General features: G+C 70.6%; 16 protein-coding genes. 6 read left to right on the forward strand and 10 right to left on the reverse strand.

Annotation, left to right across the window (positions count from 1 at the left end):
* The 6 genes from ACFPZN_RS08935 to ACFPZN_RS08960 all read right to left on the reverse strand — a co-directional run.
* Positions 1-525 (reverse strand): nuclear transport factor 2 family protein (locus ACFPZN_RS08935; protein WP_378281351.1); only part of this gene is annotated, 525 nt, incomplete at its 3' end.
* The gene (locus ACFPZN_RS08940; RefSeq protein ID WP_378281352.1) at positions 522-1,400 is read right to left on the reverse strand and encodes an enoyl-CoA hydratase; all 879 of its coding nucleotides are present in this window, start codon (positions 1,398-1,400) and stop codon (positions 522-524) included. The genes ACFPZN_RS08935 and ACFPZN_RS08940, both read right to left, overlap by 4 nt.
* Before the next feature lie 15 nt (positions 1,401-1,415).
* Positions 1,416-2,396, reverse strand: a complete 981-nt coding sequence (locus ACFPZN_RS08945; protein WP_378281353.1) for an alpha-ketoacid dehydrogenase subunit beta — start codon at positions 2,394-2,396, stop codon at positions 1,416-1,418.
* Positions 2,384-3,409 (reverse strand): thiamine pyrophosphate-dependent dehydrogenase E1 component subunit alpha, encoded by a 1,026-nt coding sequence (locus ACFPZN_RS08950; RefSeq protein WP_378281354.1) that lies wholly within the window; start codon positions 3,407-3,409, stop codon positions 2,384-2,386. The genes ACFPZN_RS08945 and ACFPZN_RS08950 overlap by 13 nt, the downstream gene beginning before the upstream one ends.
* Positions 3,410-3,423: 14 nt before the next feature.
* Entirely contained in the window at positions 3,424-4,854 is a 1,431-nt protein-coding gene (locus ACFPZN_RS08955; RefSeq protein WP_378281355.1) for an aldehyde dehydrogenase family protein, read from the reverse strand.
* Positions 4,855-4,953: 99 nt separating this feature from the next.
* Positions 4,954-5,544, reverse strand: a complete 591-nt coding sequence (locus ACFPZN_RS08960; RefSeq protein WP_378281356.1) for a TetR/AcrR family transcriptional regulator — start codon at positions 5,542-5,544, stop codon at positions 4,954-4,956.
* Between the two features lie 254 nt (positions 5,545-5,798).
* Here ACFPZN_RS08960 and ACFPZN_RS08965 point away from each other — a divergent pair, with 254 nt between their 5' ends.
* The 3 genes from ACFPZN_RS08965 to ACFPZN_RS08975 are packed head-to-tail and all read left to right on the forward strand — an operon-like array spanning position 5,799 to position 8,898.
* Positions 5,799-7,028 carry an acyl-CoA dehydrogenase family protein gene (locus ACFPZN_RS08965; RefSeq protein WP_378281498.1) on the forward strand — a complete coding sequence of 410 codons (1,230 nt, stop codon included), beginning with the start codon at positions 5,799-5,801 and terminating at the stop codon, positions 7,026-7,028.
* Positions 7,025-7,453: a VOC family protein gene (locus ACFPZN_RS08970; protein ID WP_378281357.1), complete on the forward strand. Its 429-nt coding sequence runs from the start codon at positions 7,025-7,027 to the stop codon at positions 7,451-7,453. The genes ACFPZN_RS08965 and ACFPZN_RS08970 overlap by 4 nt, the downstream gene beginning before the upstream one ends.
* 38 nt (positions 7,454-7,491) lie before the next feature.
* Positions 7,492-8,898: an FAD-dependent oxidoreductase gene (locus ACFPZN_RS08975; protein ID WP_378281358.1), complete on the forward strand. Its 1,407-nt coding sequence runs from the start codon at positions 7,492-7,494 to the stop codon at positions 8,896-8,898.
* Between the two features lie 58 nt (positions 8,899-8,956).
* On the opposite strand, the gene ACFPZN_RS08980 is transcribed toward ACFPZN_RS08975, so the two are convergent.
* A complete protein-coding gene (locus ACFPZN_RS08980; RefSeq protein WP_378281359.1) occupies positions 8,957-10,015 on the reverse strand; it encodes an NADP-dependent oxidoreductase in 1,059 nt (352 codons plus the stop codon).
* Positions 10,016-10,576: 561 nt separating this feature from the next.
* Between ACFPZN_RS08980 and ACFPZN_RS08985 the strand changes: the two genes are divergently transcribed.
* From ACFPZN_RS08985 to ACFPZN_RS08995, 3 genes are all read left to right on the forward strand, one after another.
* Positions 10,577-11,128 carry a G5 domain-containing protein gene (locus tag ACFPZN_RS08985; RefSeq protein WP_378281360.1) on the forward strand — a complete coding sequence of 184 codons (552 nt, stop codon included), beginning with the start codon at positions 10,577-10,579 and terminating at the stop codon, positions 11,126-11,128.
* A 446-nt stretch (positions 11,129-11,574) separates the two neighbouring features.
* Positions 11,575-12,585 carry an endonuclease/exonuclease/phosphatase family protein gene (locus ACFPZN_RS08990; protein WP_378281361.1) on the forward strand — a complete coding sequence of 337 codons (1,011 nt, stop codon included), beginning with the start codon at positions 11,575-11,577 and terminating at the stop codon, positions 12,583-12,585.
* A gap of 275 nt (positions 12,586-12,860) precedes the next feature.
* On the forward strand, positions 12,861-13,655 hold the full coding sequence (locus ACFPZN_RS08995; RefSeq protein ID WP_378281362.1) for a VOC family protein: 795 nt from the start codon (positions 12,861-12,863) through the stop codon (positions 13,653-13,655).
* Positions 13,656-13,681: 26 nt separating this feature from the next.
* On the opposite strand, the gene ACFPZN_RS09000 is transcribed toward ACFPZN_RS08995, so the two are convergent.
* The 3 genes from ACFPZN_RS09000 to ACFPZN_RS09010 form a co-directional block, all read right to left on the reverse strand.
* The gene (locus ACFPZN_RS09000; protein ID WP_378281363.1) at positions 13,682-14,038 is read right to left on the reverse strand and encodes a hypothetical protein; all 357 of its coding nucleotides are present in this window, start codon (positions 14,036-14,038) and stop codon (positions 13,682-13,684) included.
* Entirely contained in the window at positions 14,026-14,385 is a 360-nt protein-coding gene (locus ACFPZN_RS09005; RefSeq protein WP_378281364.1) for a hypothetical protein, read from the reverse strand. Before ACFPZN_RS09005 ends, ACFPZN_RS09000 begins: the two co-directional genes overlap by 13 nt.
* Before the next feature lie 383 nt (positions 14,386-14,768).
* The gene (locus tag ACFPZN_RS09010; protein WP_378281365.1) at positions 14,769-15,539 is read right to left on the reverse strand and encodes a hypothetical protein; all 771 of its coding nucleotides are present in this window, start codon (positions 15,537-15,539) and stop codon (positions 14,769-14,771) included.
* Positions 15,540-15,588: the final 49 nt, after the last annotated feature.

A 15,588-nucleotide genomic window follows, 5' to 3' on the forward strand; every position in this document is an offset into this window, starting at 1 on the left:
GTCGTAGAACTCGTCCGCGGAGTCGCCGGGATGGCCCGCCGCGGCCTGCTGCGCGGTGCCCGCCGTCCGAGCCGCCGCGAGGGCCGGCAGGTCCGGATTTCCCAGCCGCCAGCGGATCGCGAGGGCGAGCCCGTCGGCGAGCCACCGGCCATCGCCGGGAGCATCGCCGGCGCGGGCGAATCGCCAGGTGTAGGTGCCGCCCAGTTCGAGCCACTGCGTCTCCAGGACGTGCATGGCCCGCACCTCGCACTCGAGGACCACGTGGTCGCCGTCCTGGCTGATCAGAGGGTTGGAGACGCTGTGCTGGGTCGCGTCGCAGTCGTTGATGAAGCCGCCGCCGACTCGGGCGACCCAGTCGTCCGCCGTCCACCAGCCGATCGAATCGGGACGCCACGAGCTGTAATCGAGGTGCAGACGATCGGCGAAGGCGGCCCGGTAGTCGCCCCACTCGCGGCGGTCCAATCCCCGCAGTGCGCGGTGGACGATCTCGAGGACCTCCCGGCCGCTCTGCTCGCGGACGGTCATCCGGACGCCCGGCGGTCCTCGGCGAGCGCGGCGCGGACGCTGTCGACACCGCGGCCGCCGACCGCGCTGCCGGTGGCCTCCGCGCTGTGGGCATGCCCCAGGTGGTGCAGTCCGAAGACGGAGTCGAGTCCCGTGGAGAAGCCCATCAGGTCCTCGCACTGGTTGACCGCCCGCTTGGCCAGGGCCAGCCCGAACCGCGGCTGCTTCGCGATGCGCGCGGCGATGTCCAGTGTCCGGGCCTCCAGCTCGGCCCTCGGGACGACGCGGTTCACCATGCCGAGCTCCCTGGCGCGCAGGGCGTCGACCCGCTCGCCGAGGAAGAGGAACTCCTTGGCGAAGCGAGGGCCCATCACCCACGGGTGCGCGAAGAACTCGACACCGGGCACCCCCATCATCACCACCGGATCGGCGAAGAAGGCGTCCTCGGCGGCGATGATCAGGTCGCACGCCCAGGCGAGCATCAGCCCGCCGGCGACGCAGGCTCCCTGGACCATCGCGATGGTCGGCTTGGGGATCTCGCGCCAGCGCTTGCACAGGCCGAGGTAGAGCTCCGACTCCCGTGCGAAGCGGGACTCCACCCCCGGCTTCCCCACGTGGTCCCACCACATGCCGGCCGCGGGCGGGAAGGATGTGCCCGCGTCCCGTCCCGGCGTGCCGAGGTCGTGGCCCGCCGAGAAGTGGTCGCCCTCCCCGCCGAGGACGATGACGTGCACGTCATCGTCCCGGGCGGCCTTGAGGTAGGCGGAGTCGAGGGCGTAGAGGAGCGCCCCGTTCTGCGCGTTGCGGTAGCGCGGCCGGTTCAGCTTCAGCACCGCGACCCCGTCGCGCACGCCGTAGGTGACGAGCTCTTCCCCGGGATCCTGTCCTGCGGTCATCGTTCCTCCGGCCCTTCAGTCGACGACGTGCTTGCGCACGGTCTCCACGATCCGGTCCACCGACGGGATCGCCAGTGCCTCCAGCGACGGCGACTGGGGAAGCGGGATGTGCGGCGTGGTGATCCGGACCGGCGCGCCGTCGAGATACTCGAACGCCTCCTCGACCGCGATCGAGACCAGCTCCGCGCCCCAGCCCAGCAGACGGGGGTTCTCCTCGACCGTGAACAGCCGGCCCGTCTCCTTGAAGCTGTTCAGGACCGTGGTCACGTCGAGCGGCACCAGCGAACGCAGGTCGATGACCGTGCAGTCGATGTCGTGCCGGTCCGCCAGGATCTCCGCCGCCTCCACCGCCTTCGGCACCATCGCGGCCAGCGCGACGATCGTGGCGCGCCCGCCGGTCCGGACGATCCTGGCCCTGCCGAGCTCCTCGACGATCTCGCCGTCCTCGACGTCCTGCTTGGTGGCCAGCAGCGCCTTGTGCTCCATGAACATGACCGGGTCGCTGTCGCGGACCGCCGCCGCCATGAGCCCGACGACGTCGCGCGGTGTCGAGGGCGCCACGACCTTCAGCCCGGGCACCTGCATCAGCCAGTTCTCGACGCTCTGCGAGTGCTGCGCGCCGAAGCGGAGGCCGCCGCCGTTGCCGAAGCGGACCACCAGGGGCATCGTGATCTGGCCGTTCGTCATGTACGGCGTCTTGGCGATCTGGTTGACGATCATGTCCTGGCAGACCGAGACGAAGTCGGCGAACATGATCTCGGCGATCGGCCGCAGGCCCGTCATCGCGGCCCCCATCGTGGCGCCGATGATCGCGTCCTCGGAGATGGGCGTGTCCAGGACCCGCTTCGGGCCGAACCGGTCGAGGAGGCCGGCGGTCGTCTTGAAGACGCCGCCGGCCGCGCCGAGGTCCTCGCCGATGAGGATCACGCGCTCGTCGCGCGCCATCTCCTGGGCGATGCCGCGGGCGACGGCGTTGCGATAGATCAGTTCCGCCATGAGGCACCTCCGTCGGCCCACACGGCCGTCATCAACTCCGCGGGATCGGGATTCGGGGACGAGACCGCGAACTGCGCGGCGTCCTCGGCGTCGCGCTCGGACTCCGTCTCGATCTGGTCGAGGGCGGCCTCAGGGACGCCGGCCGCGACGAGCACGCCGCGGTAGAACGGGATCGGGTCGCGCTTGAGCCACTCCGCGATCTCCTCCTCGGGGCGGTAGGTGCCCGGGTCCGCACTGGCGTGGCCGAGGTGCCGGTAGGTGACGGCCTCGATCAGCGACGGCCCTCCCCCGCTCCTGGCCCGTTCGATCGTCCGGGCCGCGGTCGCGTAGACCTCGTCCGGATCGTTCCCGTCGACCAGGATCCGCTCCAGCCCGTAGGCGGAGGCGCGGTCGGCGGCCGGATTCGGCACCGCGGTGACGTCCCGGATCGGCGTGTACTCCATGTAGTGGTTGTTCTCGCACACGAAGACCACCGGCAGCTTCCAGACCGCGGCCAGGTTCAGGGCCTCGTGGAAGGCGCCGATGTTGGTCGTGCCGTCGCCGAAGAAGCAGACGGCGACCTGGCCGGTGCCGCGGTACTTCGCGGACAGGGCCGCGCCGGCCGCCACCGGGAGGTGCGCGCCGATCACGGCGTACGAGCCCATCATCCCGTGCTCGACGCTGGTCAGATGCATGGAGCCGCCCTTGCCCGCGGCGAGGCCGGTCGACTTGCCGAGCAGCTCGGCCATGATCGGACGCATCGGCACGTCGCGCGCGAGGATGTGGCCGTGGCCGCGGTAGGTGGCGAAGGTGTAGTCGTCCTTCCTCATCGCCACGCCGAACGCCGCGGCGATCGCCTCCATCCCGATCGACGCGTGCCCCGGCCCGGTCAGTCCCTGCTGGAAGAGCCGGTGCCACCGCTTGTCGAAGTGCCGGATCCGGGCCATCAGCCGGAAGATCGCGAGCTGCTGCTCGCGTGCCGGCGTGGCGCCGCCCTGCCGGTCATGACGCCGTTCGACGGCCGTGTCGGTCATCGCGCCTTCTCCATTCACAGACGAATCGCCTTGTACTCGAAGTACTCCTCGAGCCCGTACCTGCCGAGTTCCCGCCCGTTGCCGGACTTCTTGACGCCGCCGAAGGGCGCCCTGGCGCTGAACGCACCGCCGTTGACCGCCACCTGGCCGGTCCGGATCCGGCGGGCCACGGCGACGGCCCGGTCCTCGTCCCCGGACCAGACCGCGCCGCTGAGCCCGTACTCGGAGTCGTTGGCCACCTCGACGGCCTCTTCGGTGTCGTCGACCGGGATGACCACGAGCACGGGACCGAAGATCTCCTCCTGCGCCACCCGCATCCCGGACTTCACGTCGGTGAGCACGGTGGGCGTGACGTAGTAGCCACCGCCTCCGGATCGGCCTCCGGGGTCGTCGGAGATCCCGCCGGCCAGCAGCCGCGCGCCCTCGCTCAGGCCGAGCTCGATGTAGGAGTTGACCGTCTCCCGCTGTTCGGCCGACGCCATCGGGCCGACCACGGTCCGCGGGTCGGACGGGTCCCCGACGACGACTTCGGCGACCGCGGCCCTGATCTCGGCCTCGACCTCGGTCTGGAGCGATCGCGGCACGACCAGGCGGGTCAGCGCGGAACAGGTCTGGCCCCCGTTGGAGAAGCAGGAGCCGAGGGTGCCCCGGACGCTGCGTGCGACGTCGGCGTCGTCCAGCACCACGGAGGCCGACTTGCCACCGAGTTCGAGCGCGACCCGCTTCACCGTCGCGGCCGCGGTGGCGGCGATCCGCGCCCCGGCCTCGGTGGAGCCGGTGAAGCTGATCATGTCCACGTCCGGATGCGCGACCAGGGCCTCGCCGATCACCCGCCCGGTGCCGGTGAGCAGGTTGGCGGTCCCGGCGGGGAGGCCCAGGGCCTCGATCTCCTCGAACAGGAGGACCGAGCTCAGGGGCGCCACCTGCGAGGGCTTGACCACGATCGCGCATCCGGCGGCCAGTGCCGGCGCCAGTTTCGCGACGACCTGGTAGATCGGGTAGTTCCACGGCGTGATCGCGCCGACGACACCGACGGGTTCGCGGACGACGGTGACGTTGTCCACCCGCTCGTCCAGGGGGAGTTCGGCGAGGGCGTCCGCCGTGCCCCGGATCGTCGCGATCGACAGGCCGACCTGGACGGAGCGGGAGAAGGCCAGGGTCGACCCGACCTCCTTGCTCATCACGGCCGCCAGCTCGTCCTCGCGGGCGGCGAGCCGGTCGGCGAGCCGGCGCAGGAACGCGACGCGCTCGGGCACCGGGACGGCGCTCCACTCGCGCTGGGCCCGCCGGGCCGCGGCCACGGCCCGCTCCAGCTGGTCCGCTCCGGCCGGCCGGAGCGTTTCGACGACGGTCGCGCTCGCCGAGTCGAGAACGGTGATGCCGTCCCCGGATCCGGTGCCGGCCTCCCAGGCGCCGTCGATGTAGTTGCCCGGCCGCAGAGCCATGGACTGGCCTCCTCAGTCACTCCGAGTGGGCCCGGTCACAGGCCCACGCCGGGCAGGCTAACCAGTAACTAGATGATGTGGCAAGTAATCGACTGATACTCAAGAAAGAAGGATGCGGCGGCCCACCACGTGCGCGGCGTGGACATCGGTCCCGAAGGACGCCGAAGGCCCCTCCGGCCCCTCGAGGCCCTTGGCGGCCAGCTCCGCCAGGAGCGCCAGCAGCGCCATCGCGCGCATCGTCCCGCCGAGCCGCCCCAGCTCGGGGTCCCGTCGCAGCACCTCCTCGGCCATCACCTTGACCACCGGCTCGAAGGGGGAGACCTCGGGCTCGTCGTCGGCCCCGTGGGAAAGCCGGTTGGCCACGAAGAGGAAGCGCGCCTCCTTCGGCGAGCGGCGGATCCACTCGGCGGCCCGGTTGATCACTCCGTCGACCCAGTCCTCCATGGCCGCCTCGTCCCGCTGAGCTGTGACGACGTCCAGGAGCGACCGCCCGATGCGCTCCCGCAGGGCGTCGAGCAGCTCCTCCCGGCTGTCGAAGTGGTAGTAGACCGCCGCGGAGGTCATCCCGGCCCGTTTCGCGATCCGCGAGATGGCCACGTCGTACTGCCCGTCGCTCATCAGCTCGTCGAGCGCGGCGTCGAGCAGCTCCTCACGACGCGAAGGTCTGTGGGCCGGCCGAACAGTTGCCATCAGAGCCTTGCCACCTTTCTATAGTTATTGTTGACTATGTCGCACCCGCCGGACCGTTCACACCAGCGTTCGCAGCAGAACATCTAGATGATCGGTCCCTTGCACCCAGCGTAGTGATGCCCGCGAAGACAGGAGGGCGGCGACCGTGATCGACCGCACCGGACCGGTCCGTCCGGCGCCCGGCGAGCGCATCCTCACCCCCCTCGGCCACTCGGCTTCACGAAATCGATCATCCAGGAGGCGCCTTGCCCGAAGTGTCGCAAGCATCGGCGTTGGAGGACTGGGCCTCCGACGCGAACGGCTGGCTGGCCGGACGGCTGCCCGCCCGGCCCGAGGAGGGCTTCGAGTGGGGAGCCGGCGACGACGGCGCCCCGGTCTTCCACAACGTCTCCGACGAGGACCTGGGGCGGCTGGTCGAACGGAGCGCCGCCTGGCAGCGGCAGAAGTACGACGCCGGCTACGGCGCCCTGACCCTGCCCGAGGAGCACGGGGGCGCCGGACTCCCCGGTGAGTACGAGCGAACGTTCGCCCAGCTGGAGTCACGGTTCCAGGTGCCGCACACCCCCGAGCTGGTCGGTGTCACCGTCGGCCTGATCGCCCCCACCATCGCCCGGCTGGGCACCGAGGAGCAGCGCGCCCGGTGGCTCAGGCCGATGCTCCGCGCCGACCTGCTCGCCTGCCAGCTCTTCTCCGAGCCGGAGGCCGGCTCGGACCTGGCCAACGTACGGCTCCGTGCCGTGCGCGAGGGCGGCTCGTGGGTGCTCAACGGTCAGAAGGTCTGGACCTCGGGGGCGCAGTTCGCCCAGGTCGGCGAGCTCATCGCCCGCACCGACCCCACCGCCCCCAAGCACCGGGGCATGACCGCGTTCATCGTGCCGATGGACGCACCCGGTGTCGACATCCGCCCGTTGCGGCAGATGTCCGGTGGCACGTCGTTCAACGAGGTGTTCTTCAACGATGTCCGGATCCCCGACGCGGACCGCATCGGCGACGTCGGCGACGGCTGGCGGGTCGCCCTGACCACCCTGGGCTTCGAACGCGGCCACTCCGGACGGCGCAAGGTCGGCGGCAGCTGGGAGTACCTGTGGGAGCTCGCCCGGCACACCGGCGCCCTGGAGGATCCGCTGAAGCGTCAGAGCGTGGCCAGGGCCTACACCGCCCACCGCCTGCTCGAGCTGCTCGGCGACCGGGTCGCCACCGCGCAGGCCGCGGGCGAGGCACCCGGTCCCGAGGGGTCGCTGCGGAAGGTCTTCTGGGTCGACCAGCTCCGGGCCTTCTCGGAGACCAGCCAGGACCTGCTGGGCGAGCGCCTCGCCTTCGACCACGGCGAATGGGGCACCTACGCGTGGAGTGAGCACGTCCTCGGGGCGCCGGGCTTCCGCATCGCGGGCGGCTCCGACGAGATCCAGCGCAACATCATCGGGGAGCGCGTCCTCGGGCTTCCCGCCGAACCACGCAACGACAAGGGACCGATGACCGAGTGACCATCCTGGAAACGGCGATCGTGGCGGCGCGGCCGCAGGCCCTGGCCGACTACTACCGCACCGTCTTCGCCCTCGAGCCGGAGTGGAGCATCGAGCTCACCGACGAGGCGTTCGCCGCCTCGGGGCTGGGAGTGCCCTGCCAGGTGATCTGCCTCCGCACGCCCTCGGGCCAGCGGCTCAAGTTCCTGGGCCCCGCCCGGCGGCCGCGCACCGGCCACGGCGGCCCGCCGGTGATCGAACACGCCGGCGCACCGCTGTTCACGCTGGTCGTGGACGCCCTGGAGGAGGTCGTCCGCGCCTCGCGGGCGGCCGGTGGCGGCGTCCTCGGCGACGGGACGGTGATCGACGTCAAGCCCGGGGTCCGGGTCACCTTCCTCACCGACCCGGAGGGGAACGCCGTCGAACTGATCGAACGCGCGTCCTGACGCACTCCTCCGCCGCCACCCCACACCAAGGAGCAAGTATGGACACCATCGACGTGCTCGTCATCGGATCCGGCATCGCCGGCCTCTCGGCCGCGCTCTCCGCGACGGAGAACGGCGCGGAGAGCGTCGTGATCCTCGAGGCCGACACCGAGATCGGCGGGTCGTCCCGCCTCAGCGGCGGCATCATCATGGGCGCCGACTTCAAGCTGCAGCGCGAGGCGGGCATCGAGGACTCCGCGGAGAGCTTCTACCGCGACTACATGAACGCCAACGTCTGGAACCTGAACCCGGCGGCGGTCAAGGCGTTCTGCCGCGAGTCGGGCCGGGCGATCGACTGGCTGGTCGACCACGGTGTCCAGTTCCACCCCGCCCTGGTCTTCGGAGGCTCCGAGAACACCCCGCGCTGCGTGGCGGCGGTCGGGCAGGGCGGGCAGCTGGTGAACAGCCTCGCCCGCGCGGTCCGCGAGGCGGGGGTGGACATCGTCGTCAACCACCGCGTGGAGCGCATCCTGGTCGAGGACGGGCGCGCCGCCGGCGTGGTGGCGGACGGCGAGGAGATCCGTGCCGCCGCGGTGGTGATCGCATCGGGCGGCTACGGCGCCGACCGCCGGCTGCTGGCCGAGCACAACCCGTCCTTCACCGCGACCGGCGACTGGGGCTGGTACATCGGCACCGGCACGGCGCGGGGCGACGCCTTCGGTTTCGCCGAGCAGCTCGGCGCCCAGATCGTCGGGCACGACCGCGGCCTCCGCCTGCTCCACCCCGACTTCGTGCACACCTTCGAGAGCTACATCCCCGGGTGGATGGTCCTGGTGAACAAGGAGGGGCGGCGCTTCGTCGACGAGTCGGCCCCGTACGGCGTGCTCGAACGGACGACCCACCGGAACGGCGGCGTCGCCTGGTTCGTCTTCGACCACCAGGCCGTCGACCGGAGCACGGCCGGCCGGACCAAGGCGTACAAGCAGGTCTTTCCCGAGCGCGAGGAACGCCAGAGCCCCAACTGGAACCCGGCGATGATCGCCGAGCAGGTCGAGGCCGGCCGGATCCACTCCGCCGGCACCCTCGCCGGGCTCGCCGAGGCCGCTGGCCTTCCGGCCGACCGGCTGCAGGCCACCATCGAGTCCTACAACGACGACCGCCCCGACGAGATGGGGAAGGACGCCCAGTTCGTCCGCCCGGTCGCCGAGGGCCCGTTCTACGCCGCCGAGGTGCGCCTCGCCACCCTGTGCTGGACGGCCGTCGGCCCCGCCATCACCGGCCGCGGCGAGATCACCGACACCCTGGGCCGCCCGATCCCCGGTGCCTACGCCTGCGGCGAGGTGACCGGGGGAATTCTCGGCGACGTGTACGTCGGCAGCGGGAACTCCGTCGGCAACTCGGCCACCTTCGGGCGGATCGCCGGGCGGAGCGCGGCACAGGACGTCTCCGCCACGCACTCCGCCTGACCCTCGCCGCCCATGGCGGCCGCGGCTCTCAAGAGAGGCGCGGCCGCCATGAACGGGGTCACGCGAGCTTCACCAGCATCTTGCCGAGGTTGGCGCCGGTGAGCACACCGATCAGCGCTTCCGGTGCGTCGGCGATGCCCTCGCGCACCGTCTGCATGACGACCATCTCGCCCCGGTCGATCCAGCCGATGACGTCGTCCTCGAACTTGTCCTGCAGATCGAAGTGGTCCCTGGCGATGAAGCCGCGCAACGTCAACCGCTTGAGCACCGCCTGGATCAACTGGTCGACGGCCGGGCCCTGGTGCTGCGCGGAGAAGTCGACACCGAAGTTCGAGATCATCCCGCACAGCGCGATCCGGCCGAACGGATTGAGCAGGTCCAGCGCCGTCGTCAACTGCTCGCCCCCGACGTTGTCGAAGTAGACCGAGTAGCCGTCGGCACTGGCCGCCCGGAGCCGCCCGGCCAGATCTGGTTCGCGGTAGTCCAGACCGGCGTCGAAGCCGAAGTCGTCGACCAGCGCCCTGGCCTTGTCCGGGCCACCCGCGGTGCCGACGACGTGGACGGCCCCGAGGTTCCTGGCCATCTGGCCCGCCACACTGCCCACGCCGCCGGCCGCCCCCGAGACCCAGACGGTGTCACCGGGCACGATCTGCGCGATCTCGGTGAGGCCGACGTAGGCCGTGAGGCCGGTGAGTCCGAGGACACCGAGCCAGTACGGCGCCGGCGCCCGGTCGACCCGGATCCGGCGGACCTCGTCGGCCCGGACGACGGAATGCTCCCGCCACCCGAGCTGATGGCGTACCCAGGCGCCCTCGGGAACGTCCGCGGACTTGCTCGCCACGACCTGGCCCACGGCCATCCCGTCGAGGGGCGCGCCGAGCGCGAAGTTCTGCGTGTAGTGCTTCTCGAAGTCCTCGAGCCGACCCCGCGTAGAGGGATCGACGCTCATGTAGTGGTTCTCCACGAGCACCTCATCCGGCCCGAGCGCAGGCAGGCCGATGTCGGCGATCTCGAAATCCTCCACCCTGACGACCTGCCCCACCGGCCGGCGGGTCAGCACCACCGCCCGCGTGGTCGTCTCTCGTACGGAACGCGCCTGCCCTGCCGTGGTTCCCATAGACATCTCCTGGATCACTATCAACCCAACTATCTTAACAGAGCCTATAGAAACTGGCCCGCCATCGACAAGCCCCTCCCACCAGACCCCACAAAACCCCAGCGACCTGCACATACTCGCGAAGAGAGCCACCCGCTCACAGGACGCACACAACCCCACTCCCTACCGGTTCACGCCATCCGCACATGGAAACAACAAGTTGCCTCGGTAACCCGGCCCTCCCCCACGCAGCATCTGAACCCCAGACGCCTACGCAGAGCAGAAGCACCTACGCGGGTCGGCCAACATCACCTCGGGCGATTTGCGGAACAACCTCTTTTCAGCAGCCGTGCGAGGTCGGCTGACCACAGCATGGTCGCGTCCGGTGTGGCACCCCGAGAACGCGAAAAAGAGGCTTCACATGCTCATGGACCGTGCTTCGCTGCCGTTCTCTCCACCTACGTCACCGGGGTCAATGACAGCTGACGACGGCCCGCGTTAAAGCCGTTGTCATTCGGGACTCCTGTCCCTGTCGGCCCGAGTCCACCGAGTGCATGCTTCCCTCTGTTAAAGGGGGTACCAGTGAGACGTTCTGCCACGGCCATCGTCGTAGCGGCTGTTCTAGTCACTTCCAGTGCAGGGTGCGGGTCGACCGCGGCGCCGACAGCGGCAGGCTCGGAAAGCTCGCCGCCTTCCGCTCCTGCGAGCACGCCGTCACCCACGCCGTCGGTCGAGAAGCGCACCGTCACCGAGACCGAAGCGATCCCGTTCAAGACCAAGAAGGTGAACGACCCCACGCTCGCCAAGGGCGAGACCAAGGTGAGAACCCGTGGCGTCGCGGGTGTCAGAACCCTGACCTACAGCGTCACCATCACCGATGGAGTGCAGACCGGCAGGAAGCTGGTGCGAAAGGCGGTCACGAAGGCACCGGTCGCCCGGATCATCGCCGTCGGTACGAAGCAGACGCGGCAGTGCGATCCGAACTACAGCGGCGCCTGCGTACCGATCGCCAGCGATGTCGACTGCGCGGGCGGCAGCGGCGACGGCCCGGGCTACGTCCAAGGCCCCGTCCGCGTAGTCGGTTCGGACATCTACGACCTGGACCGCGACGGGGACGGCACGGCCTGCGACTGAATCCGCGTCCCGCAAACGCGCTCTCGGCATGGCACCTCGACCTGAGCACGCGGCATGCTGCGTCGCCGCTAGCCCTCTTGCCCCCGGACACACGCTGGTCGTCCCGACAGACCACTACACCGATATCTTCGACACGCCGCCCGGCTCCCTAGGTGACCGAGGCGTTCGCTGCGCAATCTGTTCGCTGTAGGCCCGGATGTTGTGCAGGGCCTGCTGCTCGGCTGGCCGGGATGTTGACCGGGCTGAGAATCGCTACCCGGGGGCGGCGGACGGTTCCTTGGAACCGGTCGGCTCCCGCTCGACGTGAACGCGTGGGCCGAACGGGCCGGGCATGTCCGCGCCGCGCCCAACGGGCGTGCCGGACGGCCACGTGTGCTGGGCCGGCGAACTCTCGCTCTGGCTAGACCGTCTGGGTCAGAGGGTGTCGTCTGCGAGAGGGGACTGCTGTGACCGTTCGCGCCGAGGAAGAGGACCGGCGAACGAGCAGCGCCGCACGGCGGATCCGAGGGCGCCGCGTCTGGGTGGACGTGCTGCTCTGGGTTGCTCTGGCGCCGTTCGCGGTTTGGGCGGCGCTGCGGGTGTCCGGCTGGGAACCGGTGTTCGGGTGGAAACAACTGGTCGCCTTCACCCCGTACGTGGCGACGGTCTCCCTGGTCGTCCCGCTGGCGGCGTTGTCGCTGCGCAGGTGGTTCGTCGTTGTGGTCGGGGTCCTGGTGGCCGGGGCGCTGGGCGTCGTGGTCGTCCCGCGTGCGCTGCCCGACGCGAACCCGGCGGCGGACGGGCCGCGGGTGCGAGTGCTCGCGGCCAACCTGCTGGCGGGAGGGGTGCCCGCGAAGGACATGGCGGACCTGGTACGGCGCGAGCGGCCCGACGTGCTGGCCCTGCAGGAGGTGACGCCGGAGGCGGTGGAGTCGCTGGACGGCGCGGGCCTGCGGGAGTCGCTCCCTTATCGGGTGCTGCGGCCGAGTCCCGGCGTGGTCGGTTCCGCCGTGTACGCGCGCTTCCCCGTCCGGGAGCAACCGCTGATCAAGATCGGGTTCGGGCAGGCGCGGGCGCGGGTGGACGTGCCCGGCGCCCCGCCGGTCGAGGTCGTCTCGGTGCACCCGTGCGCGCCTTCAGCGCCCGACCGCGCGGGCTGCTGGAAGGCGGGCTTGCGAGCGCTTCCCCGGGCGGACGGGCGCGGCCCGGTCCGGATTCTGGCCGGGGACTTCAACGCCACGGCCGACCACGCCGAGTTCCGCAGGCTGACCGATTCCGGGTACCGCGACGCCGCCGACGTCACCGGCGGCGGGCTGCGTCCCACCTGGCCGGCCGGATGGCGCGGCAGGGTGCCGCCGGTGACGCTCGACCACGTCTTGGCCGATGCGCGGGCGGCGGTCCGCGGCTTCGAGATCCACCGGCTGCCCGGCACCGACCACCGCCCCGTCCAGGCCGATCTCACCCTTCCCCGCGGATAGCCGGCCGCACGTCAGGGCCGCAGGACCAGCGAAGGACACCATCCCAGGGCTGCTAGTGAGCCTCCTGAGGTTGCGGGGGCGGCAGTGCCGCTTCACCGTTCGTTCGTCGTGAGGCACGGCTCTGGCGTTACCGAAACTTCCGATAAAAGGGATTCTTTGGGAAATATGATTCCGGCGGAGTGTGCCTGCTTACCCCGTCCGCTCGTAACCTGGATGTGGAAACTGCAGGCGCATGAGCCGAAAGATCGACCCGCGCCCCGAGCGAGGAGGTCGGCATGCCTGTGATGACAACGTACGAGCATGGGGCGCCCTGCTGGGCGGAGCTGTCCACGCCGAACATACAGCGGTCGAGGGACTTCTACTGCGAGCTTTTCGGCTGGAGCGTCTACACCATGGCGGATACGCTCATCGGCGATGTCGACATATTGACGCTCGGCGGGGTCGACGGCCCCCGGGTGGCCGGTCTGCTGGACATGGCCGATGTCACGCTCTCGCCGAACTGGACGTGCTATTTCAACGTCCGCGACCTGCCGCGCGCCGCCGACGCGGTCCGCGAGGCGGGCGGAGAGGTGTTCTTCGAGGCCGATGTCGGGCTCGGGTTCATGGCGCTCGCCGCCGACACCGAGGGCGCGGGGTTCGGGCTCTGGCATCCGCACGTCCAGGTCCACCGGGGCGCGCACGTCGTCGACGAGCCGAACGCGATGTGCTGGCTGGAGCTGGCCTGCCAGGACGCCGCCGCGGCCCAGGACTTCTACGGCCACGTCCTGGGCTGGGGGAAGCCGACCGAGTTCCAGGGCGCGACCAGCGACAAATGCTTCATGTGGACGATGACCGGCCGTCCGATCGCGAGGCTGGTGTGCGCCGACGAGCCGCCGCCGGACCGCGGCTCCCCGGCGCGCTGGTACCCGTACTTCGCCGTCGCCGACTGCGACGCTTCCGCCACCGCCGCGGTACGGCTGGGCGCGACGGTGAAGGTGACGTGCACCGAGACGGTGCACGGGCGGCTCGCCTCGTTCGCCGACCCCACCGAGGCGACCCTGGACGTCATCCAGTTGCGCCCGCGATCGTAGGACGGCACGGCGGTACCCGGCGCTTCTCAGACGTCGCGGACGCGGAGGGCGGTGTGGCCGGCGATGGCGATGCCCGCGGTCGCCGCGGCCAGGACCGCGAGTCCGGCTCGGGGGGCGAGCATGTCCTCGATCGGGACGACCGTGTAGGCGGCTTGGCCGGCGGTGATCGGCCAGTACCATGCGAACCGGTCGCCGATGGCGCCGGGCAGGCCCGGGACGAGGAGGGTGACGCCGACGAGCATCAGGTAGAGGGGTCCTCCGGCGAGTGCCGCGAGGACACCGGGATCACCGACGCCCGCCGCCGGCAGATCGGCGCCCCTGAGCATCAACTGCACCGCGGTGAAGCTGACGAGTGTCGTGGCGATGCCGGTCACGAGTGCCACGGCCCCCACGACCACGGCCTTCGCCGCGAGCAGGCGGGACCGTGAAGGTACGACGGTGATGCTGGTGCGAGGGGGGTGACGCTGAGCGCGCCGAGCATCCCGATGACCAGTTGCGCGAAGAGGAATCCCTTCAGGCCGGCCGCGGTCGGATCCCAGTCGCCGGGCAGGTCGGACGGGGAAGTGCCGAGCAGATCGGAGGCGCCCAGCACGCTCAGGGCCGCGCCGGCGGCGATCGTGCTGACGGCCGCGATCCAGGTGCTCCGGACGCTGCGGAGCTTGGTCCACTCGGAGCGGAGGACGCCCATGTGGCGGCGCCCGGCGGCCTGTTTCGGACGGACGGCGCTCATGCGGCGCGGCTTTCGTACTCGGTGGCATCGTGGGTGAGGCGGAGGAAGACCTCCTCCAGAGAACTAACGCGGGGACGCGACCTGCGCGACGCGCTGATGGCCTTCGCTCTGCGGGTGGCGACGACGGCGTTCCCGTCGTCGGAGTACGTGACCTTCCGCCGCCTGACCTCGCAGGAACGATCCGCACCGCGCCGCGCAGCACTTCGTCGTCCTCACCCTGCTTCTCGCTCTGGACACGCTCAAGGACGACCCGGGCGGCGAGGCGGCCAAGGCGAAGATTCCGGCCATCATCGCCGATGGCGTCGACGCGTTCCTGCGCGCCTACCGCTGAGACTCGCCGCGTCCGAGCAGGCGGAGCGCGCGCTGTACGCCGGCGCCGCGGTTCACGCTCTGTCCTGCGAACGGGGCTGCGCCTCCTTGAGGATGTCGTCCCCGTCGTACAGCGTGGCCCCGAAGTTCCACTCCTGCTCCGAGAGGAATGACACCAGCCGGTCCCAATCCTCCGGGTCGATCCGTCCCGCCAGCCGCACGAGCCCGTAGCGGGACAGCGTCTCCAGCACCGCCCAGTCGGTGGAGAAACGCAGCTCCTGGGCGTACTCCCCCGGGCCGACCTCCCAGCCGGCCTTCTCGAAGGCCATGCCGACCTCGCCGAGATCGGGCCCGATCTCACCGCGATACCTCTCGCCCGGCTCGGCGTGGACGCCCGCGTAGAAATTGGGCACCCTGGCCAGGATCTCCTGCCACCACCCCGGGATGTGCTCCGGATCGCGCGGATAGGTGGCCAGCTCCTTGCGGAACTGCTCGGGCACGAACCCGTGCGGCGGTTCGATCTCGCCGTCGTAGTCGAACTCCACCCTGAACCGCCCGTCGGCGGCCACCGTGAACTCCATGGAGTGCCAGGTGCCGGTCCCCTGCCGGTACATCCCGTGCTTCAACCGCCCGCACGGCTCGCTCAGCCCCTGGGGGATGTTCTCGGTCCGGTACGACCCGTCCTCCTCCTGGACGGCCAGAGAGGCCAGCGTCCCGGCTCCGACCAGCGCCGTCCACCGGAACGTCGCCTTGGCCCAGCCGGGACGCAGGCCGTCGGTGAGGATCTCGCCGATCCTCCGCTGGACCTCCTGCTGTCCCTCGGCATCGAGATCACCACGCGCCATGCCATCGCTCCTTCGAGATCGCGTCCACGTACAGGCACTGAGACGCGAC

The organism is Actinomadura rugatobispora, from assembly GCF_042656285.1.
Taxonomy (GTDB): domain Bacteria; phylum Actinomycetota; class Actinomycetes; order Streptosporangiales; family Streptosporangiaceae; genus Spirillospora; species Spirillospora rugatobispora.

Excerpts from the sequence above, each read along its gene's own strand:
- ACFPZN_RS08940 (WP_378281352.1), bottom strand. The coding sequence starts at position 1,400 with ATGACCGCAGGACAGGATCCCGGGGAAGAGCTCGTCACCTACGGCGTG.
- ACFPZN_RS08945 (WP_378281353.1), bottom strand. The coding sequence starts at position 2,396 with ATGGCGGAACTGATCTATCGCAACGCCGTCGCCCGCGGCATCGCCCAG.
- ACFPZN_RS08950 (WP_378281354.1), bottom strand. The coding sequence starts at position 3,409 with ATGACCGACACGGCCGTCGAACGGCGTCATGACCGGCAGGGCGGCGCC.
- ACFPZN_RS08955 (WP_378281355.1), bottom strand. The coding sequence starts at position 4,854 with ATGGCTCTGCGGCCGGGCAACTACATCGACGGCGCCTGGGAGGCCGGC.
- ACFPZN_RS08960 (WP_378281356.1), bottom strand. The coding sequence starts at position 5,544 with ATGGCAACTGTTCGGCCGGCCCACAGACCTTCGCGTCGTGAGGAGCTG.
- ACFPZN_RS08975 (WP_378281358.1), top strand. The coding sequence starts at position 7,492 with ATGGACACCATCGACGTGCTCGTCATCGGATCCGGCATCGCCGGCCTC.
- ACFPZN_RS08980 (WP_378281359.1), bottom strand. The coding sequence starts at position 10,015 with ATGGGAACCACGGCAGGGCAGGCGCGTTCCGTACGAGAGACGACCACG.
- ACFPZN_RS08995 (WP_378281362.1), top strand. The coding sequence starts at position 12,861 with ATGCCTGTGATGACAACGTACGAGCATGGGGCGCCCTGCTGGGCGGAG.
- ACFPZN_RS09005 (WP_378281364.1), bottom strand. The coding sequence starts at position 14,385 with ATGAGCGCCGTCCGTCCGAAACAGGCCGCCGGGCGCCGCCACATGGGC.
- ACFPZN_RS09010 (WP_378281365.1), bottom strand. The coding sequence starts at position 15,539 with ATGGCGCGTGGTGATCTCGATGCCGAGGGACAGCAGGAGGTCCAGCGG.